The sequence below is a fragment of the Xanthomonas sp. DAR33341 genome (genome assembly GCF_003992815.1).
Lineage (GTDB): Bacteria > Pseudomonadota > Gammaproteobacteria > Xanthomonadales > Xanthomonadaceae > Xanthomonas > Xanthomonas cissicola.
Window position 1 is genome coordinate 156,930 of record NZ_QEYV01000029.1, and the last position, 22,188, is coordinate 179,117.

At 66.3% G+C, this 22,188-nt stretch carries 17 protein-coding genes; 12 read left to right on the forward strand and 5 right to left on the reverse strand.

The annotated features are described in order from the left end of the window. The first annotated feature begins 19 nt into the window (after positions 1 to 19). The 10 genes from EO156_RS14410 (at position 20) to EO156_RS14470 (ending at position 13,153) form a co-directional block, all read left to right on the forward strand. Positions 20 to 1,018: a TRAP transporter substrate-binding protein gene (locus tag EO156_RS14410; RefSeq protein ID WP_016850027.1), complete on the forward strand. Its 999-nt coding sequence runs from the start codon at positions 20 to 22 to the stop codon at positions 1,016 to 1,018. Positions 1,019 to 1,028: 10 nt separating this feature from the next. Beyond that, on the forward strand, positions 1,029 to 1,550 hold the full coding sequence (locus EO156_RS14415) for a TRAP transporter small permease (RefSeq protein WP_005912128.1): 522 nt from the start codon (positions 1,029 to 1,031) through the stop codon (positions 1,548 to 1,550). Further along, positions 1,550 to 2,833, forward strand: a complete 1,284-nt coding sequence (locus tag EO156_RS14420) for a TRAP transporter large permease (protein ID WP_005912129.1) — start codon at positions 1,550 to 1,552, stop codon at positions 2,831 to 2,833. Before EO156_RS14415 ends, EO156_RS14420 begins: the two co-directional genes overlap by 1 nt. Positions 2,834 to 3,028: 195 nt before the next feature. Beyond that, complete coding sequence (locus tag EO156_RS14425; protein ID WP_016850026.1) at positions 3,029 to 4,612, forward strand: family 43 glycosylhydrolase; 1,584 nt, start codon at positions 3,029 to 3,031, stop codon at positions 4,610 to 4,612. 145 nt (positions 4,613 to 4,757) lie between these two features. Next, the gene (locus EO156_RS14430; protein WP_007968130.1) at positions 4,758 to 5,816 is read left to right on the forward strand and encodes a LacI family DNA-binding transcriptional regulator; all 1,059 of its coding nucleotides are present in this window, start codon (positions 4,758 to 4,760) and stop codon (positions 5,814 to 5,816) included. Between the two features lie 1,235 nt (positions 5,817 to 7,051). Then, positions 7,052 to 7,906 (forward strand): 5-dehydro-4-deoxy-D-glucuronate isomerase, encoded by an 855-nt coding sequence (kduI, locus tag EO156_RS14450; protein WP_005921184.1) that lies wholly within the window; start codon positions 7,052 to 7,054, stop codon positions 7,904 to 7,906. A gap of 187 nt (positions 7,907 to 8,093) precedes the next feature. Beyond that, complete coding sequence (gene kduD / locus EO156_RS14455) at positions 8,094 to 8,849, forward strand: 2-dehydro-3-deoxy-D-gluconate 5-dehydrogenase KduD (RefSeq protein WP_016849063.1); 756 nt, start codon at positions 8,094 to 8,096, stop codon at positions 8,847 to 8,849. 253 nt (positions 8,850 to 9,102) lie between these two features. Continuing rightward, positions 9,103 to 9,759 (forward strand): RpiB/LacA/LacB family sugar-phosphate isomerase, encoded by a 657-nt coding sequence (locus EO156_RS14460; RefSeq protein ID WP_016849064.1) that lies wholly within the window; start codon positions 9,103 to 9,105, stop codon positions 9,757 to 9,759. A 364-nt stretch (positions 9,760 to 10,123) separates the two neighbouring features. Further along, a complete protein-coding gene (locus EO156_RS14465) occupies positions 10,124 to 11,242 on the forward strand; it encodes a GDSL-type esterase/lipase family protein (RefSeq protein WP_005921182.1) in 1,119 nt (372 codons plus the stop codon). Positions 11,243 to 11,422: 180 nt separating this feature from the next. Next, positions 11,423 to 13,153 (forward strand): peptidase M61, encoded by a 1,731-nt coding sequence (locus tag EO156_RS14470; protein WP_016849065.1) that lies wholly within the window; start codon positions 11,423 to 11,425, stop codon positions 13,151 to 13,153. 72 nt (positions 13,154 to 13,225) lie between these two features. On the opposite strand, the gene EO156_RS14475 is transcribed toward EO156_RS14470, so the two are convergent. Together EO156_RS14475 and phhA are read right to left on the reverse strand one after the other, a co-directional pair. Then, entirely contained in the window at positions 13,226 to 13,870 is a 645-nt protein-coding gene (locus EO156_RS14475; protein ID WP_003490472.1) for a DUF4375 domain-containing protein, read from the reverse strand. Between the two features lie 144 nt (positions 13,871 to 14,014). Then, positions 14,015 to 14,905 (reverse strand): phenylalanine 4-monooxygenase, encoded by an 891-nt coding sequence (phhA, locus tag EO156_RS14480; protein WP_005921178.1) that lies wholly within the window; start codon positions 14,903 to 14,905, stop codon positions 14,015 to 14,017. 127 nt (positions 14,906 to 15,032) lie between these two features. Here phhA and EO156_RS14485 point away from each other — a divergent pair, with 127 nt between their 5' ends. Next, positions 15,033 to 15,515, forward strand: a complete 483-nt coding sequence (locus tag EO156_RS14485) for an Lrp/AsnC family transcriptional regulator (protein WP_003490476.1) — start codon at positions 15,033 to 15,035, stop codon at positions 15,513 to 15,515. Positions 15,516 to 15,806: 291 nt separating this feature from the next. After that, on the forward strand, positions 15,807 to 18,008 hold the full coding sequence (locus EO156_RS14490; protein WP_016849066.1) for a TonB-dependent siderophore receptor: 2,202 nt from the start codon (positions 15,807 to 15,809) through the stop codon (positions 18,006 to 18,008). A gap of 404 nt (positions 18,009 to 18,412) precedes the next feature. Here the strand turns inward: EO156_RS14490 and EO156_RS14495 are convergent, their stop codons facing one another. The 3 genes from EO156_RS14495 to EO156_RS14505 form a co-directional block, all read right to left on the reverse strand. Next, positions 18,413 to 19,450: a patatin-like phospholipase family protein gene (locus tag EO156_RS14495; protein WP_011050146.1), complete on the reverse strand. Its 1,038-nt coding sequence runs from the start codon at positions 19,448 to 19,450 to the stop codon at positions 18,413 to 18,415. Between the two features lie 586 nt (positions 19,451 to 20,036). Then, positions 20,037 to 21,044, reverse strand: coding sequence for a TIGR00266 family protein (locus tag EO156_RS14500; RefSeq protein ID WP_011050147.1), 1,008 nt, complete (start codon positions 21,042 to 21,044; stop codon positions 20,037 to 20,039). Between the two features lie 196 nt (positions 21,045 to 21,240). Then, the gene (locus tag EO156_RS14505) at positions 21,241 to 22,086 is read right to left on the reverse strand and encodes an ATP-binding cassette domain-containing protein (protein ID WP_003490538.1); all 846 of its coding nucleotides are present in this window, start codon (positions 22,084 to 22,086) and stop codon (positions 21,241 to 21,243) included. Positions 22,087 to 22,188 lie beyond the last annotated feature (102 nt).

The window sequence follows — 22,188 nt, forward strand, 5'->3', positions numbered from 1 at the left end:
GACGCTTGGGAGGGCGCCAATGATCACACGCAGACATTTTCTCGGTGCCGGGCTCGGCGCCGCTGCCGCCGCCCCCTGGTGGGGTGCCGGCGCCACCACGCCGGTTCCCGGCGGGCAGTTGCTCACCGCCACCGATGTGCACGTCGGCGATTACCCCACCGTGGAAGCGGTGCGCTGGTTCGGCAAGCAGCTGGAAGAACGCACCAACGGCCGGCTCAAGCTGCGCCAGTACCACTCCGGCCAGCTGGGCCGCGAATCGGAGGCGATCGACATGGCGCGCTTCGGCGCCATCGACATCACCCGTGTGTATTCCGGCGCGTTGAACAACACCTTCCCGCTCACTCAAGCGCTGTGCCTGCCGTATGTGTTCGACTCGGTACCGCATCTGCGTCGCGCCATCGACGGGCATGTCGGCGACAGCGTGCTGCGCAGCTTCGAGCAGCGCGATCTGGTCGGTCTTGCCATCTACGATTCGGGCGCGCGCTGCTTCTACAACACCAAGCATCCGCTGCACCGCCCGGAAGATCTCAAGGGCCTGAAATTGCGGGTGGCTTCGTCGGACATCTTCCTCAAGTTGATGCGCATGCTGGGCGCCAACCCCACGCCGATGTCGCTGGGCGAAACGTTTTCGGCGATGGAAACGCACATGATCGACGGTGCGGAAAACAACATGCGCAGCTTTCAGTCCAGCCGGCATTTCGAAGCCGCGCATTACTGGTCGCAGAGCGAGCATTCCTACGCGCCGGACATCCTGGTGATGTCGCGCCAGAGTTTTCAATCGCTGAGCGCGGCCGACCGCGGCCTGGTGGTGGAACTGGCGCGCGCCTCGGTGCCGGTGATGCGCAACTTGTGGGACGCCTCCGAGACGGTGGCGCGCAAGCAGGTGATCGACTACGGCGTGAAGCTCAATCAGGTCGACATGCCGGCATTCCGCGCTGCCGCTGCGCCGCTGTTGGCCGAATACCGCAAGCAGCCGGAGATCGAAACCCTGTACCGCCGCATCCGCGATTTCGCATAGAGGTGTCCCGATGACCGAACCCGAGACTGTTGCCGTCCCGGTCGCGCCGTTGCAACGCGCGCTGGACCGCGTTTCCGATATCGCCGTGGGCGTGGCCTCATTGGCGCTGCTGGGCCTAGTGGTCGTGCAGGGCTGGCAGGTGTTCACCCGCTACGTGCTCAACGACTCGCCCAGCTGGACCGAACCGGTGACCCTGTTGCTGCTGAGCACCGCACTGAGCCTGGGCGCGGCGGCCGGCGTGCATACCAACCGCCACTTCGGCTTCTACCTGCTGGGCGACCACGTGCCGCCGCTGGTGCGCAAGATGTTCGAAGTGATTCGCCCGCTGATGATCCTCTCCATCGGTGCGGTGCTGGCATGGTGGAGCGCGGCACTGCTGGTCGACGGGCTGGATATCAAGATGGCCGGTGCGCAGATGCCGCAGAGCATCAACTACCTGCCGCTGTCGATCGGCGGTGCGCTGATGGTGCTGTTTGCCGTGTTCAAGTTGTGGCGCGTGCTGCGCCCGGTCCATGTCGGAGGAGTGCGCTGATGGGCATCGCCATGTTGTTGGGCACCTTCGTGGTGCTGCTGCTGATCGGCGTGCCGGTGGCCTACGCCCTGGGCGCGGCGGCGCTGGCCACGCTGCTGTATCTGGACCTGCCCACGGTGGTGCTGGTGCAGCAGATTTCCGCCGGTAGCGGCTCGGCGTCGTTGATTGCGATTCCGCTGTTTATCTTCGCTGGCGAGCTGATGCTGCGCGGTGGCATTTCCGAACGCTTGATCGCGTTGGCCTCGTCCTTGGTCGGGCGTGTCCGCGGTGGCCTGGGCCAAGTCAGCGTGCTTTCGTCGCTGTTCTTCGGCGGCGTCTCCGGCTCGGCGATTGCCGATGTCTCGGCAGTCGGCGGCACCATGATTCCGCAGATGATCAAGCGCGGTTACGACCGCGATTACGCGGTCAATGTGAGCATGACCGCTGCGCTGGTGGCCTTGCTGGTGCCGCCTTCGCATAACCTGATCCTGTTCTCGGCCGCGGCCGGTGGCGGCTTGTCGATTGCCGATCTGTTCGCGGCCGGCATCTTCCCCGCGTTGTTGATGACCGCCGCGATGATGGTGACCGGCTATGCGGTGGCGCGTCATCGCGGCTACGGCACCGAAGCCTTTCCTGGTTGGCGTGCGGTGGCCTTGCGCCTGATCGGCGCGCTGCCCGGCCTGGGGCTGGTCGGGTTGATCTTCATCGGGATTCGCGCCGGCATCTTCACCGCGGTGGAAAGCGCCGCCATTGCGGTGGTGTACGCATTGATCGTCACCGCGTTGTTGTATCGCCAATTGCGTTGGGCCGAGTTCTTCGCTGCGGTGACGCATGCGGCGCGCACCACCGGCGTGATCCTGTTCGTGATCGCCACCGCTGCTGTGTTCGGCTGGTTGCTGGCCTATCTGCAGGTACCTGCAGCGGCGGTGAAGTTCCTGCAGGCCATTGCCGACAGCAAGAACACGGTGCTGCTGATGATCGTGGTGATGCTGCTGTTGCTGGGCATGTTCATGGACCTGGCGCCGAAGATCCTGATCTGCACGCCGATCTTCCTGCCGGTGGTCAAGGCCTACGGCATCGACCCGATCCACTTCGGCCTGGTGATGGTGTTGGCCGGCGGTATCGGCCTGATCACGCCGCCGATCGGCTCGGTGTTGTTCATCGGCACCTCCATCGGGCAGATCACCATCGCGCAAAGCATGCGCACCATCTGGCCGTTCTGGCTGGCGGCGTTGTGCGTGCTGTTGATCGTGGCGTTTTTCCCTGAGTTGTCGCTGTGGCTGCCGCGCGCCCTGCGCGCCTGAGCCGGGGTAACTGCGTGATGGCATGACTGGCAGACGGGCGATCGGTACGGCTTGTTCGCGTCGTATCGATCGCCTGCCATCCACCTGCAAGCGTGCCAGACACCGTTGCCGGTGGCAGGGTTCTACCGCATCTGGTTAACCGGTGGCATTGCCCGCCATCGTGGTAAAGCCCGGCATCCGGGACTAGGAGAGAGCATGTGTGTGCGTCCCATTTCATCCCGGTGGCGTTGGCTGATGGCCGGCGGCTTGCTGTTGTGCGCCGGCCTGAGCGCTGCGGCGGACTGGAAGCGCGGTATCGAACACCAGCGCATCGCCGACCAGGGCGATGGCCGCTTTCTCAATCCGGTGCTGGCCGGCGACCATCCCGACCCGTCGGTGCTCAAGGATGGCGATGATTACTACCTCACGCTGTCCTCGTTCGATGCGTACCCGGGCCTGCCGATCTGGCACTCGCGCGATCTGGTCAACTGGCAGCCGCTGGGCCACGCCATCGCCCAGAACGTCGGTGCGATCTGGGCGCCTGACCTGATCAAGCACGGCAAGCGCTACTACATCTATTTCCCCGCGCGGCGCGGCGATCAGGGCGAGCGCAGCAATTTCGTGGTGTGGGCCGACGACATCACCGGTCCATGGAGCGCGCCGATCGATATCGGCCTGGGCAAATACATCGACCCCGGCCATGCGGTGGGCGAAGACGGCAAGCGTTACCTGTTCCTGAGCGGCGGCGATTACGTGCAGCTGTCCGATGACGGCCTCAAGGTGGTCGGCACGCCCAGGCACGTCTACGACGGCTGGAAATACCCGGAAAGCTGGGACGTGGAAGGCTATGCCCAGGAGGGCCCCAAGATCACCCGCCACAACGGCTGGTACTACATGACGACCGCCGTGGGCGGCACCGCCGGCCCGCCGACCGGGCACATGGTGATCACCGCGCGCTCGCGTTCGATCCACGGCCCGTGGCAGAACGCGCCCAATAACCCGATCACCCGCACCAGCAGCGCGGATGAGCCGTGGTGGTCGCGTGGCCACGCCACCCTGGTGGAAGGCACCGACGGCCGCTGGTGGATGCTCTACCACGGCTACGAACACGGCTACTGGACGCTGGGCCGGCAGGCCTTGCTCGACCCGATCGAATGGACTCCGGACGGTTGGTTCGCCGCCAAGGGCGGCGATCTGGGCACCCCGCTGAAGAAACCCAGCGGGCAGGCGCTGGCCCACGGGATGGCGTTGTCGGACGACTTCCGTGCCGCCAGGCTGGGCCCGCAGTGGGCCTTCTTCGATCCGGCTGCCGACGAAGCCAAGCGCCTGCAGGTGGGCAATGGCGTGTTGCGCCTGCAGGGCAAGGGCACCGCGCCGCGCAATGCCTCGCCGCTGACGGTGATCGCCACCGACCCGGCCTACCAGTTCGAAGTGCAGATGACCGTGGCGCCGGGCGGGCAGGGCGGGGCGTTGCTGTTCTACAGCGACAAGCTCTATGCCGGCGTCGGCAGCAATGGGCAACAGTTCGTCATGCACCGCTACGGCGAGGAACGCCCGGCCACGCTGGCGCCCAGCACCACCGGCGGCACGCTGTGGCTGCGCGTCACCAACAACCGCCACATCGTCACCATTCACAGCAGTCCCGACGGCAAGACGTGGACCAAGTACCCGGTGCAGATGGAAGTGTCCGGTTACCACCACAACGTGGCCGGCAAGTTCCTGGCCCTGAAGCCGGCGCTCTATGCCGCAGGCCCCGGCCAGGTGGAATTCCGCAACTTCCGCTACCGCGCCCTTGACTGACTGACCGTTCTGCATCGGCGGGCATGTCGTGGCGCCGCCTGCTGTGGCAGGCCCGGCACGGCGGACCCGGTGCAGCGGCAGGCCTCGCTCAGGTCTGCCGGCCGTCGGGCCGGTAGAATCCAATCAACTTTACTGGTTGACCGCTATGCCCGCCCGCAAGATGCCTGAAGAGGGAATGCCTGGCCTGCCGAAGGGTCGGGTCGCAACGATCAACGACATCGCGCGGATGTCGGGCGTGTCCAAGAAGACCGTCTCGCGGATCATCAACAATTCGCCACTGGTGCGCCAGGACACGCGCGAGAAGGTCGAGGCGCTGATGCGCGAGGTCGGCTACGCGCCGGATCCGCTCGCGCGCGGGCTGGCGTTCCGGCGCTCGTTCCTGATCGGCATGGTCTACGACAACCCCACCGCGCAATACATCGTGGACATGCAGTACGGCGCGCTGGACGCACTGCGCGGCTCCAGCTTCGAGCTGGTGGTGCACCCCTGCGACAGCCGCAGCCCCGGCTACATCGAAGGCGTGCGCCGTTTCGCCCAGGCGCAGAAGCTGCACGGCGTGATCCTGGTGCCACGCGCCTCCGAAGACCAGGCGCTGGCCGACATGCTGGCCGAGATCGGCTGCCGTTACACCCGCATCGCCTCGATCGCGCTGGACGCCACCTCGCAGACGGTCATCACCCACGACCGCGACGGGGCAGCGGAGGCGGCCGATTACCTGCTCTCGCTGGGCCACCGCGACATCGCCCTGGTCACCGGCCCCAGCGCCTACCGCTCCTCGATCGAGCGCACCTCCGGATTTGCCGACGCGCTGACCCGGCGCGGCATCGAGCTGCCGCCCGAGCGCATCGTCGAAGCCGGTTACACCTTCGAATCCGGCGTGGCGGCGGCCGAAAAGCTGCTGCTGGGCAAGAAACGGCCCACCGCCATCTTCACCGGTAACGACGAAATGGCCGCCGGTATCTACAAGGTCGCCCTGCGCGCCGGCATCAACATCCCGCGCCAGCTCTCGGTGATCGGCTACGACGACAGTTCGCTGGCCTCGCGCCTGTGGCCGCCGCTGACCTCGGTGCGCCGCCACACCCGCGACACCGGCCGCACCGCCGCGGCGATGCTGATCCAGCCCGACAACGCGCCGCAGCTGCCCACCGCCAGCGTGCGGCCGCACCTGATCGTGCGCGACTCCTGCCAGCCGCCGGAGGATTGATCGCCGCGCCGGCGCTCCCTCATCCGGCGCTACGCGCCATCTTCTTCCCAGGAAGAGGGAACAAGCCTCCGCTCGGCCGGCGGCTGGCCCCCATCCGCCCTTCGGGCGGCGGGGGAAGGCAGTCCGGCGATCGCTGCTGTAAAGCCCCTCTCCCGCCTGCGGGAGAGGGGTAAGGGTACGGCGGCAGACAGCCGTCCGAGAAAACTCAGCTGTGAGCGGAGGGGAAGGCACACATCAACGGTCACCCGCTCAAACCCTGCACGCTGATCCGGCGTTGTGCGCCACCTTCTCACAGGAAGAGGGAACAAGCCTCCGCTCGGCCAGCGGCTGGCCCCCATCCGCCCTTCGGGCACCTTCCCCCGCCGGCGGGGGAAGGCAGGCCGTCGATCGCTGCTGTAAAGCCTCTCTCCCGCCTGTGGGAGAGGGGTTGGGGTTGGGGTTGGGGTTGGGGTTGGGGTGAGGGTACGAGGGTACGGCGGCAGGCAGCCGTCCGAGAAAGCCAGCTGTGAGCCGAGCGGAAGTCACACATCAACGGTCACCCGCTCAAGCCCCGCACGCTGATCCGGCGCTGTGCGCCACCTTCTCACAGGAAGAGGGAACAAGCCTCCGCTCGGCCGGCGGCTGGCCCCCATCCGCCCTTCGGGCACCTTCCCCCACCGGCGGGGGAAGGCAGGCCGTCGATCGCTGCTGTAAAGCCCCTCTCCCGCCTGCGGGAGAGGGGTAAGGGTACGGCGGCAGACAGCCGTCCGAGAAAGCCCAGCTGTGAGCCGAGGGGAAGTCACACATCAACGGTCACCCGCTCAAACCCGCACGCTGATCCGGCGCTGTGCGCCACCTTCTCACAGGAAGAGGGAACAAGCCTCCGCTCGGCCAGCGGCGGCCCCCATCCGCCCTTCGGGCACCTTCCCCCGCCGGCGGGGGAAGGCAGGCCGGCGATCGCTGCTGTAAAGCCCCTCTCCCGCCTGCGGGAGAGGGGTTGGGGTGAGGGTACGGCGGCAGGCAGCCGTCCGAGAAAGCCCAGCTGTGAGCCGAGGGGAAGTCACACATCAACGGTCACCCGCTCAAACCCTGCACGCTGATCCGGCGCTGTGCGCCACCTTCTCCCAGGGAGAAGGAACGGGCCCCCACACCGCCGACACCCATTTCGTGCACTGCGCAATGACACCGGTTAACCAGAGTCGGTAGAATGGCCCGGTGCAAGCCACTGCCCCCGCGCTTGGCACCGGAGATCGCGCATGTCCCTGTACTGCAAGACCCATTACGCCACCCATCCCGACGCCATCAAGGGCGCCAGCAACGACGACCTGCGCGAGCTGTATCTGCTCGATGGGCTGTTCGTGGACGACGCGGTGACGCTCAAATACACCCACTACGAGCGCTTCGTGCTCGGTGGCGCCGCGCCGCTGGGCAGGACGCTGGAACTGCCCAGACAGACCGAGCCCGCCTCGGCCGCCGGGCATCCGTTTCTGGAGCGTCGCGAGCTGGGCATTCTCAATGTCGGCGCAGGCACCGGCACGGTGACCGTGGACGGCACCGCCTACACGCTGGGGCCGAAGGACGGCCTGTACGTGGCGATGGGCAGCACCGATGTCAGTTTTGCCTCCGAAGACGCGGCCAACCCGGCCAAGTTCTATCTCGCCTCCACGCCGGCGCATGCGCGCTTTGAGACCAAGCAGCTCTCGATCAAGGATGCGGTGGCACTGGAGCGCGGTGCGCTGGAAACCAGCAACGAACGCACCATTTACCAGTACATCGTGCCGGCCACCTGCCAGTCGTCGCAGCTGTTGCTCGGCCTGACCGTGCTCAAGCCCGGCAGTGTCTGGAACACCATGCCGCCGCATCTGCACGACCGCCGCAGCGAGGTGTATTTCTATTTCGACCTCGGCGCCGACGACCGCGTCTACCACTTCATGGGCGAACCCGATGCGCAGCGCCACATCGTGATTCAGAACAACGAAGCGGTGGTGTCGCCGCCGTGGTCCATCCACATGGGCGCCGGCACCTCCAATTACGCCTTCATCTGGGCAATGGGCGGCGAAAACCTGGATTACACCGACATGCATGTGCTGGATATCTGCCAGCTCAAGTAAGGCCTGCGTCCACGCGCCTGCACGCAGGCGGCCGCGCCATGACGCCGCTTTGTTCAAGCCGGTGCCAGTCACGCCGGCGCGATTCAGATGCGCCTTCGGCGCTGCACCCATTCGTATGACGTCATCGTCCGCACACTACGCGGTTCACTCAGCACACCACGGCACATCCAGCAGGAGCGATAAGGTAATGAGCAATCCGTTCAGTCTCGAAGGCAAGGTCGCACTGGTCACCGGTGCCAACACCGGCTTGGGCCAGGGCATCGCGTTGGCATTGGCCCAAGCCGGTGCCGACATCGCTGCCGCCGGCATCCAGGCGCCCACCGAGACCGAAGCGAAGGTCAAGGCGCTGGGCCGCCGGTTCATCGCCATCGAAGCCAACCTGATCAGCATCGAGCCAGTGCAGCGCATCATCGACGAGACCATCGCCGGCCTCGGCGGGCTGGATATCCTGATCAACAACGCCGGCCTGATCCGTCGCACCGATGCGGTGGATTTCAGCGAGCAGGATTGGGACGACGTGCTCAACGTCAACCTGAAGTCGGCCTTCTTCATGGCGCAGGCCGCAGGCCGTCACTTCATCGCGCAGGGCCGCGGCAAGATCATCAACATCGCCTCGATGCTGTCGTTCCAGGGCGGTATCCGCGTGCCGTCCTACACCGCCAGCAAGTCGGGCATCGCCGGCATCACCCGCCTGCTTGCCAACGAATGGGCCAGCAAGGGCGTGACCACCAATGCCATCGCACCGGGCTATATGGCCACCGACAACACTGCGCAGCTGCGTGCCGACGAAGACCGCAACAAGGCCATCCTGGACCGCATCCCGGCCGCGCGCTGGGGCGTGCCGGCCGACCTGGGCGGCACCGCGGTGTTCCTGGCCAGCAGCGCCTCGGACTACGTCAACGGCGCGATCATCCCGGTCGACGGCGGCTGGCTGGCACGCTAAACGCTCGCGCATGGACGGCTGTCCTTCTCCCTTCGGGAGAAGGTGCCCGAAGGGCGGATGAGGGTCGGCAACTACGCATCAACCAGATGCGCACTTCCGCTCCTGCAATTGCTCTTCCTTCCTGCATCAGCGCGTTGGCCGCTTCAGCAAACAACGCGCACGCCGTCCAAAAAGACCGGCAACCCAACACACACATCATCGCTATCTAGCGACAACTTTTAAAAAAACTTCCCCAACCAATCGGAGCATTCCCATGAAAATCGCACTCATGAATGAGTTTAGTCAGGCCGCCAAGAACCCGGTAATCCTGCAGCAACTCAACGACGTCGCCGGCGAGCAGGGCCATAGCGTCTTCAACGTCGGCATGGACGGCGACAACGACCACCGCCTGACCTACATCCACTTGGGCATCGTCGCCAGCCTGCTGCTGAACTCCAAGGCCGTGGACTTCGTCGTCGCCGGCTGCGGCACCGGCCAGGGCGCGATGATGTCGCTCAACGCGCACCCGGGCGTGTTCTGCGGCTATTGCATCGAGCCGACCGACGCCTACCTGTTCGCCCAGGTCAACAACGGCAACGCGCTGTCGCTGGCATTCGCCAAGGGCTACGGCTGGGGCGCGGAAATCAACGTGCGCTACATCTTCGAAAAGGCCTTCAGCGGCGAGCGCGGCATGGGCTACCCGGCCGAGCGTCGCGAATCGCAGCAGGCCAACGCCGGCATCCTGACCCAACTCAAGCAGGCCACCGCCAAGTCGTACCTGGACGGCCTGCGCGCCATCGACCCGGAGCTGATCAAGCAGGCGATCGGCGGCGAGCGCTTCCAGCAGTGCTTCTTCGACAACGCGCAGGATGCAGAGATCCGCAACTTCGTCGCCGGCGTGCTGGGCAGGACCGAAGCTGCTGCTGCGTAATCGCTAAAGCCCCTCCCCGGTGGGAGAGTCAGTCAACGCGATTGAGCTCCTCTCCTGCGGGCCTTCGAGCGCCCACGCCGCAAGGCGTGGGCCGGGGCGCGGAGCAGGGGGTGGGGTGAGGTACGGCGGAAGACAGCGAACCCAGGCGGCCAGGCGCACGCGCCGAACCATTGGACGAACGGCCACACCGTTGCATCGCTCACCAACCGCATCAACGCGTCGCTCTGCCGAGCCCAATGAGCGCGCGAAGCGCAATTGCGTCGCCCAAGACCACGCATGCGCTCCACGCGTCAGCACGGTATCGCAAACCGCAACAACACCAGCAACAGCAATAGCAATAGCACGCTCACTCAGCGGAGCCCCCATGCATCGACTGCTCATCGCCATGCTGTTGCTCTGCACCGGCATCGCCCATGCCGCGCCACAGCGCATCTTCATCGCCGGAGATTCCACCGCCGCCGAATACGGTGCCGAGCGCGCCCCGCAGGCCGGTTGGGGCCAACTGCTGCAGGACTGGTTCGACCCGGCGCAGTGGCAAGTGCACAACCACGCCAAAGGCGGGCGCAGCACGCGCAGTTTCATCGCCGAAGGGCGCCTGGATGCCATCGCAAGAGAATTGCAACGCGGCGATGTGTTGCTGATCCAGTTCGGCCACAACGATGCCAAGCGCGAAGACCCCACGCGCTACACCGATCCGACGACCGACTACATGCAGTTCCTGCGCCGCTACATCGCCGCTGCGCGCGACAAGGGCGCCACACCCATCCTGATCACTCCGGCCGCGCGCCTGCTCTACGACTTCGGCGCGCTGCTCGACACCCATGGCCGCTACACCCTGGCCATGCAGCAACTTGCCGCGCAGGAACACGTGGGCCTGATCGATCTCAACGCCAGTTCCAGCGACTGGATTCGCGCGCTCGGCGAGCAGGCGGCCAGACCGTATTTCCTGTTCGTGCCCGAACAGGGCAAGGCCGACGGCACCCACTTCAGCCGCGCCGGCGCGACCGCCATCGCCTGCCTGGTGGTGCAGGGTTGGGTCCAGCTGCAGCCGGCGCTCGAGTCGCAGTTGCAGCGCGATGCCGATTGCGGTGCTGCGCCCGACACCGCCACGCAACGTGCTGCACAACCGCGTCCGTCGTTGATCGCACACGAACGCGATCTCGCGCGTCGCCAGCCTGGCCCGCACGGCGGCGCCGGCCCGACCACGGCCTATCCGTTTTTCGCAGACGCGCCGGATCTGGCGTTCGTGCTGCGCAAGCGGGTGCTGCACAAAGGTGCCGGCATCGGCCTGCATCTGCACGACAAGGACGAGATCTATTACATCGTCAGCGGGCGCGGCTTGTACGCGCTGGACGGCAAGCAATACCAGGTCGCTGCCGGCGATGCGTTGTTGACGCGGCCGGGCAGCACGCACGCCTTGCAGCAGACTGGTGAAGAGCCGCTGGTGCTGCTATTGGCCTATCTCGCCAAGCCGGCAGGCTGAGCCTTCGCCCCGGTGCACCGCATCTGCCGGCACTGCACCTGCGCCGCCCATCGCTGTACTGCGGTGTCAGTCGGTCCAGGCCGGCAGCCATCGCCGCGTATTGCGCGGCATGACCTTCGGCATGCTGGCAGGCGACCTCGACCGGCGACAAGATAGGTCATCCCCACCGCCCCGACACGCATGAAAACTCCCTGGTCGCTGCTGTGTGCACTCCTCACGCTGGCCGCTGGCGCAGTGGCCAGCCCGGCGCCTGCAGAGCCTGCTCCGGTTGCGCTGGACCTGGAGCTGGCACCGCACGCAGTCGAGGGCGAAGTGAGCACGGTGGAGGTGCGTCTGCGCCTGGCGACGCTTCGCGTTGCGCGCGGCGGCATCGTGGCGCAGCTGCCGATGCAGGTGCAAAACGTGGATACCGCTGCCGAGCACATCGCCGCGATCGAAGCGACCGATGCGCAGGGGACGGTGCAGCTTGTCGGGCGTGCGGCCAAGGCGCAGGAAAGCGGTGACCAGGGCCAATTGCGCGTCTGGATCGCGCCACGCGCGCTCAGCGGCCCGCTCAGCCTGCACTACCGTGTCCCAGCCAATGCAACCCGGCCGCCGCGCGGCCCGGCGCCGCCGATTTCGTTCCGCAACGATGACCATGCCTTTTCTGCGCTGTCGAGCATGTTTCTGGCACTGCCGCCGCAGGAGCAAAGCTATGCGCTGACCATTCGCTGGGATCTGTCGCAGCTGCCCGACGGCGCCAAGGGAGTCAGCTCGTTCGGCCAGGGCACGGTGCAGGTCGCGCAGATCGACAACAACAGCTTGTCCGGTGTGTTCTTCATGGCCGGGGAGGTTGGACGCTGGCCGGCCGTGCCGCGTGCGGACGGGTTTTCGGTCGCCTGGCAGGGGCAGCCGCCCTTCGATGCGGCCGCGTTGTCCGCGTGGGTGGGCAAGCTGCACGACCAGTTCGAGCTGCTGTTTCCGCAGCCCGCGCCCTACACGATCTTCCTGCGCTACAACCCGGTCAACGCCGGCGGCGGAACCGCATTGAACCAGTCCTTCGTCACCACCTATGGCGAAGGCGACGGGGCCGATCTGGACCTGATCAAGATCACCTTGTCGCATGAGATGTTCCATACCTACCAGCCGCACCTGTCCCGGCATGGGGCCGAGTCCACGACCTGGTTCAGCGAAGGCTCGGCGGTGTTTTACGAGGCGCTTCTGCCGCTGCGATTCGGCTTGCTCACCCCGCAGCAATTCCTGGATACGCTTAACACGACCGCGGCGCGTTACTACACCAATGCGCTGGGAAATCTGCCGAACGCACGCATCGATGAGGGATTCTGGAAGGACACCCGCATCCGCACGCTCGCCTACGACCGCGGCATGTTGTATCTGGCCACGGTAAACGATGCGCTGCGCAAGCGATCGCAGGGCAGGCGTTCGCTGGATGACCTGTTGCGTGCGCTGCTGGAGATCGGGCAGCAGCGCGAGGCAACCCAGGCCGATTGGGAGGCCTTGTTGAAAGCAGAGCTGGGCGACACGGCGGTGCAGGACTTCCACGCCTTCCTGGCCGGAACTGCGCCGCTGCCGGCATCGGATGCGTTCGGGCCGTGCTTCCGTAGGATCAGCAAGCCGCTGCGGCGCTACGTGCTGGGATTTGAGCCGGCGGTGCTGGCCGAACCCAGGCGCATCGTGCGCGGCCTGATGGCGGAGTCTGCTGCTGCACAGGCGGGAGTACGCAATGGCGACGAGATCGTGCGGCCGGTGCCGCAGGACGGCATCCAGGGCAATCAAACCCAGCACCTGAAACTGCGCTTGCGCCGCGACGGCAAGGAATTCGACGTGGACTATCTGCCACGCGGCGAGCAGGTTGACGCCTGGCAATGGGAGCGCGTCCCCGGTGTGGATGATGCACAGTGCCGGCGGTAGATCGCGCGTTTGGCGTCGACATCAGCACCGCGCCGATGAGGTAGCGGCCAACCCCGCTGCGTCGCCGGCAGTTCAGGCCTTGTCCACCCCGTAGTGCGTCAGCCCCAGGCGCGCCAGTTCAGCCGAGCGGCGGTAGTAGACTTCTTCCCAACCATCCACGCGCTGGCGGTCGGTGTCGTTCATGGCATCGAGAATGTCTTCGATGCTGAGCAGATTCGGATCTTCTTCCAGGCGCTCGAACACCGCGCCCAGGCCCTCGATGGCTTGGCGCGCTTGCACCGCGCCCATGGCGGCCAGCCCCCGCAATGCATCGCTGCGGGTCGCCGCATCCCAACGGTCGAAATAGCGCGCGTAGCCGCTCTCGTTCATGTCCGCATCCAGCCGCGCCAGCGCGATGAGTTCGCGCTCGCCTGGCGACAGCGCATCCATGCGCCCGCGCAACTGGGTGAGCTTGGCCTGCGCACGGGCAGCGCGGCGGCGCCACAGCAACTCGGGCATGTTGAGCAGGCCCTCCGGGGTGGGGGGCGCCACCGCGGGCCAGTTCACCCCGAAGCCGTCTTCGGTGATCTGCCATTGCGCGCGTTGCGGCGGCGATGCCTTGAGCAAGAGCCGGTGTGCCTGGATGGGCTCGTCGATGCGCATGCCGTTGGCCAGAGTGAACAGCAGGCGGGTGTCGTCCAGCTCCAAGCGCCGGATGCGCAGATGCGTCAGGTCCATTGAGCGAAGGCGATGTGGGGAGGTTTGACCTTAGTGCGCGTTGGCGGTGGTGTCGAGTCGGTGCAGGTCACATCACGGCATCTTGACCGGGCGGCAATGCGGCGCGCCGCGATCGGCGCCGCGTGATCGCGGCAGCGACCCCACTCACACGTCGCCGTCGCGGCTCCAACCCTCGCCGCTGCCGCGTTGGATCACCCGATCGCCCGGCAGCACGTCACCCGCCGGCACCTGCGGCTGTTGTGCAAGCTCGGCATAAATCGGGGTGAAGTCCGGCGCAGTGGCTTCCATCAACTGCGCAAAGCTGTCGATGACGAAATAGGTCTTCTGAAAGCTGTCGATGCGGTAGCGCGTGCGCATGAGGCGTTGCAGGTCGAACCCGATGCGGTTGGGTGCCGGCGATTCCAGCGAATACAGCGATTCGCCCTTGGACGACACGATGCCGGCACCGTAGATGCGCAGGCCCTGGGGCGTGTCGATCAGACCGAATTCCACCGTGTACCAATACAGCCGGGTGAGGTTCTGCAGCGCGTCCGGGCCGATGCCGTGCGCCTTGACCCCGCCGCGGCCATAGGCCTGCATGAAGTCGGCAAACAGCGGGTTCATCAACAACGGCACATGCCCGAACAGGTCATGGAACAGATCGGGTTCGGCGATGTAATCGATCTGATCGGGCCGGCGGATCCACCAGGTCACCGGGAAGCGCCTGTTGGCCAGGTGATCGAAGAAATCCAGCTCCGGCAGCAAGCCCTGCACGCCGACCAGGGTCCAGCCGGTGGCTGCCTGCAGCACGCGATTGAGCGCATCGAAGCGCGGGATGTGCGTCTGGCCCATGCCCATCGCATCCTGCGCCTGCAGGAACTCCTCGCAGGCGCGACCGACCAGCAGCTCGCGCTGGCGCCGGTACAAGGTGCCCCAGGTGGCGTGATCGTCGGCGCTGTAGCCGTCCCACGGCTGCTCCACCACCGCAGTGGTGTAGACCGGGACATAGCCCTTGTCGGTGAGCTGGTTTTCGACGCGTTGCGGAGCGGTAGTCATGCAGCGGCACCTCCCGGTGATCAGGCCTCACCTTAGCCGGATGTCCGCGCAACGGGATTGCGAATCTTGCGCGCCATGTGCATCCTGGCGCAAGATCCGTGCGTCATCCTCTGCTGCTGCGCAACATATGGATCAGCCCATCGCCTTGGACCGCACCGATTTGCGCCTGCTCGCCCTGCTGCAGACGCAGGGGCGCAGCAGCAATGCGGAGCTGGCCGTGCAGGTCAATCTGTCGGCGTCTGCATGCCTGCGCCGCACGCAGCGACTGGAAGCCGCCGGCATCATCGCCGGCTATGGCGCGCGGCTGGATGCGCGCGCGCTAGGGCTGGGCTTGCAGGCGTTCGTGCGTGTGCAGCTGGAGCAGCACGGGCAAGCCGACATCGAGCATTTCGCCGAGGGCGTGCGCGGCTGGGACGAGGTGGTGGCGTGTTGGGCGCTGACCGGCGACATGGATTACCTGTTGCAGGTACAGGTGCGCGACCTGGAACACTTCTCGCGGTTTCTGCTCGATCGCCTGCTCAATGCCACGGGCGTGTCGGATGTGAATTCCAGCTTCGTGCTGCGCACGGTGAAGGCGCCGGAAGGTCTGCCGCTGTCGCATCTGGCCTGAGGTGCAGATCAGCCATGTGGCTTAGGCAGGGTGCCGCTCGCCCGGTGCAGCCGGCAAGGTGCACCGGCGTGCCGTCGCTTTCCAGACGGACGCAAGAAACGTGCTGCTTGCCACATAAACGATAACGATTTACATTTACCTCACATCTTGGCCGCGTCCGGCCATGTCGTTCGTGTCGCATCGCCAGCCCACGCAGGGTCAGCCAGCCGGTTCGAGTGGACGCCCGCGTGTGCCTGCGCCTTTCCCTGTTGCGTGACGCGCTGCGTCGGCAACGATCGACGAGAACGCCCCATGTCTGCTGCCATCGCTCCCCTTGGCCTGTTGTCTGCCGCGCTGCTGTGCGCACTGTCGACCTTGGCCCCCGCCGCTGCTCATGCCGCCGAGGCCGCCGATGCGACCAACGCCACGACGCTTGACCAGGTCAGCGTCAACGGTACGGTGAGTCGCGCGCAACCGGCCACCACCACGCGGCTGCCGCTGACCCTGCAGGAAACGCCGCAGTCGGTGAGCGTGATCGGGTTGCAGCGCCTGGAAGAGCAATCGCTGTTCAGCATCGACGATGTGATGCGCCATGTCACCGGCGTCAACGTGTCGTTCTACGACACCCAGCGGCCGCTGTATTTCGCGCGCGGTTTCCAGATCACCGACTTCCAGGTCGACGGCCTGCCCACCTACAGCGGCGCCACCAATCAGGAATACGACACGGTCTTCTACGACCGCATCGAGGTGATCCGCGGCGCCAATGGCCTGCTCACCGGCGCGGGCATTCCCTCGGCCACGGTCAACCTGTTGCGCAAGCGCCCTGGCAAGGACTTCGACGCCTCGTTCGGCGTGAGCACGGGCACCTGGGATTTCCGCCGCATGCAGGCAGACGTCAATGCGCCGTTGACCGAAGATGGACGCTTTCGCAGCCGCGTGGTGGCCGCCTGGCAGGATCGCGATTACTACTACGACCGCTACCACGACAACAAGATGTCGGGCATGGCGGTGCTGGAAGGCGACCTGACCGAGAGCAGCACGCTGACCGTCGGCTACCAGCGCCAGGACAACACCCCGGTCGGTTCGACCTGGGGAACGGTGCCGTTCTTCGCGGCCGACGGCTCCTTCGCCAACCTGTCGCGCTCGACCAACATGGCGCCGGAATGGACGCGCTGGCAACGCGAAACCAGCACTGCGTTTGCCAACCTGGAACAACGCTTCGGGCAGGACTGGTTGCTGCGCGTCAACACCGCCCACACCAAGGGAGCCGTGCAGAGCCTGCGCGTCTACGGCACCGGTTACCCGGCCGCCGATGGCAGCGGCGTGTTCTTGCGCGCCAACGCTGGCGAAACGCAGGACACGCGCGATAGCGTGGACGTGTATCTGTCCGGCGGGTTCGCCTTGTTCGGCCGCCAGCACGATGTGGTGATCGGCGGCAGCTGGCAGGACCTGCAATCGACCACCTATACCGTGGCGCAGGCCTATCCCGACGACTGGGCCACCTGCGGCAGCGAACGTTGCTATGTCATTCCCAACATCCGCAACTGGAATGGCGACGCGTCCGAGGTGACCTATGCGCGTACCGGCGCGCGTCGCCAGGCACGCACCACCCAGCGCGGCGTGTATGCCTCCACGCGCTTGCGGCTGGCCGACCCGCTGTCGTTGATTGCCGGCGCGCGGCTGAGCTCCTGGGAAACCCGCACCCAGGCGTTCGATGCCAGCGGCAGCTACACCGGCACCAGCGGCCGTTATGAAGTAAGCGACGAAGTCACCCCATACGTCGGTCTGGTGTACGACATCGTGCCGGATGTGTCGGTCTACGCCAGCTACACCGAAATCTTCAATCCGCAGAACTACCGCGACAAGGACAACAACCTGCTCGCACCGGTGGAAGGGTCCAACCTGGAAGCCGGCATCAAGGCGCAGTTGTTCGATGGCCATGCGATGGCCACCGCCGCCGTGTTCGAAGCCAAGCAGGACAACTATGCGGTGCGCGACATGACCCAGCCGGAAGCCTCGCTGCCGGATGGCAGCTCGGCCTACATCGGCGTGGACGGCACCAAGAGCCGTGGCTGGGAAGTGGACGTCAATGGCGAAGTGCGGCCCGGTTGGTCCATCAACGCCGGCTATACCCACGTCAAGGTGACGCGCGCGCCCACCGATGCGATCTACGCCAACCTGCCCGAAGATTATCTGCAGCTCTCCACCCAGTGGCGCCTGCCGGGGACGTGGGACCGGTTGAGCATCGGCGGCGGCGTGAGCTGGCAGAGCGCGGTGCGCGGCTTCAATATCGCACGCCCCACCGGCGACGGCACTGGCGCTACCACGCCGGTCACCGTGGTGCAGAACCCGTATGCGCTGGTGCATTTCAACGCCAACTACCGCATCAGCGACCAATGGACCGCCACGCTGGCGGTGCGTAACGCATTTGGCAAGACCTACTGGGCGAATCTGGATTATCAGAACTACGGCGAACCGCGCTTTGTCAGCGTGTCGCTACGTTGGCGGTATTGAGGCATTGCCGATGAAGTCCGGGCTTGAGACGTTGCCCATCAAGTCCAGGCGTTGCTACCGGTAGGCCTCGCGGCCAGGGCCGCTCCTGCAAGAGCGGTGCTGGCCGTGCCGACGTCGCCGATACACCCAAAGACCCCCGCCCCCGGTAGGAGCGGCCCCGGCCGCGACCCCATCCCGACACATCTCAGCGCACCCGAAAGAACCGCCACGCCGTCGTAGGAGCGGCCCAGGCCGCGCCCGTGTCCGGGCACCCTCAGTGCATCAACACAAGGCATCAACAACGCAGTCGCCCGACGCATCTGGTTCAAATGCGCGCGTCTGGAAACAGGCGCCCACGCCCGCTCAGTTCCGCATGACCTCGCGGGACCCGCATCAACTGCGCATCGCCTCGCACCGCAGCCGCATCACGGCGCCACGCAGGCCTCGTCCTTGCCGCGCAATTTTTCCCAACGCGAGCGTTGTTCCAGGCAACGCTCGTACGCCTGTTGCCTGGCCGCTTTGGCCTGATCGGCGGCGGTCCGTGTCGCGCTGCTGCGCGCGGCCTGCAGTTGCGCAATCTTGGCGCGAATCTGCGGCATCACCGCCATTGCGGCGCGCTCGCCTTCGAGGATCGCCGCACCACGCTGGTTGAAATCGGCCGAGCCGATATCGTTGACCTTGGGGCGAACGACCACGTCGGCACGTTTGAGTTCGGCCTCGCCCAGACGCTGGCCCATGATCGAGATCGACTGGTTCACCGTGCCCAGCAGGTCCCCCGGGTTCTTGCCGCTGGCCTTGCTGGAAATATCCACGGCCACCACGAATTCGGCACCTAGCTGGCGCGCCGCATCCACCGGCACCGGGCTGACCACGCCGCCATCGACGAAGTGGTACTTACCGATGGTCACCGGCTCGAACACGCCGGGAATGCTGCTGGACGCGCGCACTGCCTGGCCGGCATTGCCGCGCACGAACACGGTGCGTTCGCCATCTTCCAGACGCGTGGCGACCGCCGCGAACGGCTTGCGCAGTTTTTCGATCGGTTTGCCGCCCAGCTGTTCGTTGACGTAGTCCTGCAGTTTCTGGCCTTGCACCAGGCCACCGGAAAACAGCCGCACATCGCGGATGCTGGTCTGGTCGAGCGCAACGGCCTTTTCCTGCATTTGGAACGCATCCATGCCGCTGGCATACAGCGCGCCCACCACGCTGCCGGCGCTGGTACCGGACACCACCACCGGTGCGAAGCCGTTGGCCTCGAGCATCTTGATCACCCCGATATGCGCAAAGCCCTTGGCCGCACCGCCACCGAGCGCGACGCCGATCTTGATGGGCTTGGGGGCTTCGGCCGAAGGTGCCTGCACCACGGGCGCCGGTGTCGCCGGGCGCGGCTCGCCCCCGCAGGCGCTGAGCAGACCGAGCATGGACAACAGGGCGAGCGAGCGGGAGCAGCGGAGCGCGATCATGGCGAAAACGTCGATGGGAAAGGCGAGGGAGAATACACGCGCCCTGCCACTGCTGCTGCGGCGGTAGTGGCGTGAGTGGAGCTCATTCAGGACAGCATCGTTTACAGGCGTTGCGCTCCCTTCTCCCCTCGGGAGACGGTGGCGCGCAGCGCCGGATGAGGGTACGAGCGGAGCCTGATGCCTTCCCATACCACGTGTGGCTTCGCCCGTCCCCTCACCCCAACCCCCGCTCCGCGCCCCGGCCCACGCCTTGCGGCGTGGGCGCTCGAAGGCAGGCGCGCCGATGGCGCTAGCCCTGCCTTTTCGCCCCGCAGGGAGAGGGGCTGCGGTTCCGTGCGGCGATGGACGTGGCTACGGTCAGGGTGCCGTCGCTGCACCAACGACCCGGTCGCCTGCCTTCTCCCGCCGGGACATTGTCCTCCTTCATGGAGGAGACGGTGGCGCAAAGCGCCGGACGAGGGTGCGCCTCAGCATTTGCCAGTGTCTGGAGCGACAAACGCGTCGCCACGCGCCTTCAGAGGTGACAGGACGCTTGCTTCGCCCCCCGAATCCAAATCGTCATCGCGCCAACCCGCCGCGTCACCGCTCAGAACCGGTTATCGCCATCCAGCAAGCGGCCCAGGCCGCCCAGCACCGAGCCCTCGCCGCGCTGTTGGCCACCGCCTTGCGGGGCGGCCTGCAGCATGCGGCCGGCCATGCGCGAGAACGGCAGCGATTGCAGCCAGACCTTGCCCGGGCCCGTGAGGGTGGCCAGGAACACGCCTTCGCCGCCGAAGAACATGCTCTTCAGGCCGGCAACGCGGCGCACGTCCATGTCCACGCCGGCGTGATAGGCGACCACGCAGCCGGTGTCCACATCGATGCGCTCGCCCGGCCCCAGCTCGCGCTCGACGACCGTGCCGCCGGCATGCACGAACACCCATCCGTCGCCTTCGAGTTTCTGCATGATGAAGCCCTCGCCGCCGAACAGGCCGGTGAGGATCTTGCGCTGGAAGGCGATGCCCAGCGACACCCCGCGCGCGCCGGCCAGGAAGCTGTCTTTCTGGCAGATCAACTGCCCGCCATGCTCGGACAGACGCAGCGCCAGCACCGTGCCCGGGTAGGGCGCGGCGAAGGCGACCTTGGCCTTGCCGCTGCCGGCGTGGGTGAACACGGTGGTGAACATGCTTTCGCCGGTGACCACGCGTTTGCCGGCCGACAGCAGCTTGCCCATCAGCCCGCCGCCACTTTGACCGGCATGCGAGCCGTCGCCGAACACGGTGTCCATCTGCACCGCCGCGTCCTTGTACATCAGCGCACCGGCCTCGGCGATGGCGCTTTCGCCTGGGTCCAGCTCGACTTCGACAAACTGCATGTCGTTGCCGACGATGCGGTAGTCGATCTCGTCCGCGCGCCCGCTGATGCCGCTCAACGGCGGTGGTGCGCTAAGGCCGCCCTGCAGTTCGGCCAACTGACGGGCCGGCGTCCAGCCATCGAGCCCGTCGCGCCAGGCCAGCGCATCGGGATGACGCTGCGCATGCGCGCGGGCGCTGGCATCGTCGAGCGGGCCGAGACGGTCGGCCTGTCCGGGATTATGGAAATACCACTGGGCCATCGGGACGACTCCTGTCTGCGTGTGCGGCGAGTCTACGCGCAACCGCCGCGGCGGCGTCCCGTGTCCAAGGTCATGTCTGCAGCGCGTGGTTGTGACGCGGTTGCGGCCGTCCGGAGCGCTTCGCCATCGCGATGTCGAGCATCGTCGGCAGCTCGTGCACGGACACGGCCTGCACGGGCTGCAGGTGGGGTGGCGGTTACTCGCCCACCGTCGCCCAACAGCGCTCGCCATCGCGTTGCACCCGCACCGGGCCGTCGAATACGGCCGACAGGCTGGCATCGGTGAGTAGCGCCTCGCGCGTGCCGTCTGCCACCACCTTGCCGGCGCGCAGCAGGATCACCCGTTCGATCTCCGGCACGATTTCTTCGATGTGATGGGTCACCAGCACCAGCGTGATGCCTTGCCGGGCGAGGTGCCGCATCGTCTCGAGCAGGTGCTGGCGCGCCACCAGATCCAGCCCGGTGGACGGCTCGTCCAGCAGTAGCGCCTGCGGGCGATTGACCAGCGCACGCGCAATCAGCACCCGTCGGGTTTCGCCGGCCGACAATTCGGCAAATTGCCGGTCCACCAGCGGCAATGCGCGTGCCAGCGCCAGCGCTTCGCGCGCACGCGCACGCATGTCGTCGCTGATCTCGCGATGCGGCGGCACCACGTAGCTGGCGAAGAATCCGGATAGCACCGCGCTTTCCACATCCAGTCCGGGCATGTCGGCCAGATTGACGCTCAGATCGCCGGTGACGATGCCCAATTGCGAGCGCAGGCGATCCACCTGCCAGCGCGTTTGTCCCAGCACCTTCACTGCCGCCTGGCCGTCGGCGCGCGCCAGCGGGTACAGCTCGCGCGTGATCAATTTGATGAAGGACGATTTTCCGCAGCCGTTGGGGCCCAGGATCGCGGTGTGCTGCCCCAGGGCGATGCGCAGACTCAGCGCATGCAGCACCCGTACCTGGCCGCGCATCACACTGGCTTGGTCGAGTTCGATCAGCGGGGCGGCGTTGGCAACGGCGGTGGAATCGGCAGCATTTTCGGTGGCAACAGTCATACGGGTGACAGCAGACGGAAGTGGGGAAGGGGGTCTGAACCGCTTTAGAAATGTAGGTGCAACCCTACGCATCCGAAGGGTGAAGTTTGCCGCGATCGCCCC

What these genes read in the sequence shown, in the direction of transcription:
- EO156_RS14410 (WP_016850027.1), top strand. Translation starts at nt 20, where the DNA reads ATGATCACACGCAGACATTTTCTCGGTGCCGGGCTCGGCGCCGCTGCC.
- EO156_RS14415 (WP_005912128.1), top strand. Translation starts at nt 1,029, where the DNA reads ATGACCGAACCCGAGACTGTTGCCGTCCCGGTCGCGCCGTTGCAACGC.
- EO156_RS14420 (WP_005912129.1), top strand. Translation starts at nt 1,550, where the DNA reads ATGGGCATCGCCATGTTGTTGGGCACCTTCGTGGTGCTGCTGCTGATC.
- EO156_RS14425 (WP_016850026.1), top strand. Translation starts at nt 3,029, where the DNA reads ATGTGTGTGCGTCCCATTTCATCCCGGTGGCGTTGGCTGATGGCCGGC.
- EO156_RS14430 (WP_007968130.1), top strand. Translation starts at nt 4,758, where the DNA reads ATGCCCGCCCGCAAGATGCCTGAAGAGGGAATGCCTGGCCTGCCGAAG.
- kduI (WP_005921184.1), top strand. Translation starts at nt 7,052, where the DNA reads ATGTCCCTGTACTGCAAGACCCATTACGCCACCCATCCCGACGCCATC.
- kduD (WP_016849063.1), top strand. Translation starts at nt 8,094, where the DNA reads ATGAGCAATCCGTTCAGTCTCGAAGGCAAGGTCGCACTGGTCACCGGT.
- EO156_RS14460 (WP_016849064.1), top strand. Translation starts at nt 9,103, where the DNA reads ATGAAAATCGCACTCATGAATGAGTTTAGTCAGGCCGCCAAGAACCCG.
- EO156_RS14465 (WP_005921182.1), top strand. Translation starts at nt 10,124, where the DNA reads ATGCATCGACTGCTCATCGCCATGCTGTTGCTCTGCACCGGCATCGCC.
- EO156_RS14470 (WP_016849065.1), top strand. Translation starts at nt 11,423, where the DNA reads ATGAAAACTCCCTGGTCGCTGCTGTGTGCACTCCTCACGCTGGCCGCT.
- EO156_RS14475 (WP_003490472.1), bottom strand. Translation starts at nt 13,870, where the DNA reads ATGGACCTGACGCATCTGCGCATCCGGCGCTTGGAGCTGGACGACACC.
- phhA (WP_005921178.1), bottom strand. Translation starts at nt 14,905, where the DNA reads ATGACTACCGCTCCGCAACGCGTCGAAAACCAGCTCACCGACAAGGGC.
- EO156_RS14485 (WP_003490476.1), top strand. Translation starts at nt 15,033, where the DNA reads ATGGATCAGCCCATCGCCTTGGACCGCACCGATTTGCGCCTGCTCGCC.
- EO156_RS14490 (WP_016849066.1), top strand. Translation starts at nt 15,807, where the DNA reads ATGTCTGCTGCCATCGCTCCCCTTGGCCTGTTGTCTGCCGCGCTGCTG.
- EO156_RS14495 (WP_011050146.1), bottom strand. Translation starts at nt 19,450, where the DNA reads ATGATCGCGCTCCGCTGCTCCCGCTCGCTCGCCCTGTTGTCCATGCTC.
- EO156_RS14500 (WP_011050147.1), bottom strand. Translation starts at nt 21,044, where the DNA reads ATGGCCCAGTGGTATTTCCATAATCCCGGACAGGCCGACCGTCTCGGC.
- EO156_RS14505 (WP_003490538.1), bottom strand. Translation starts at nt 22,086, where the DNA reads ATGACTGTTGCCACCGAAAATGCTGCCGATTCCACCGCCGTTGCCAAC.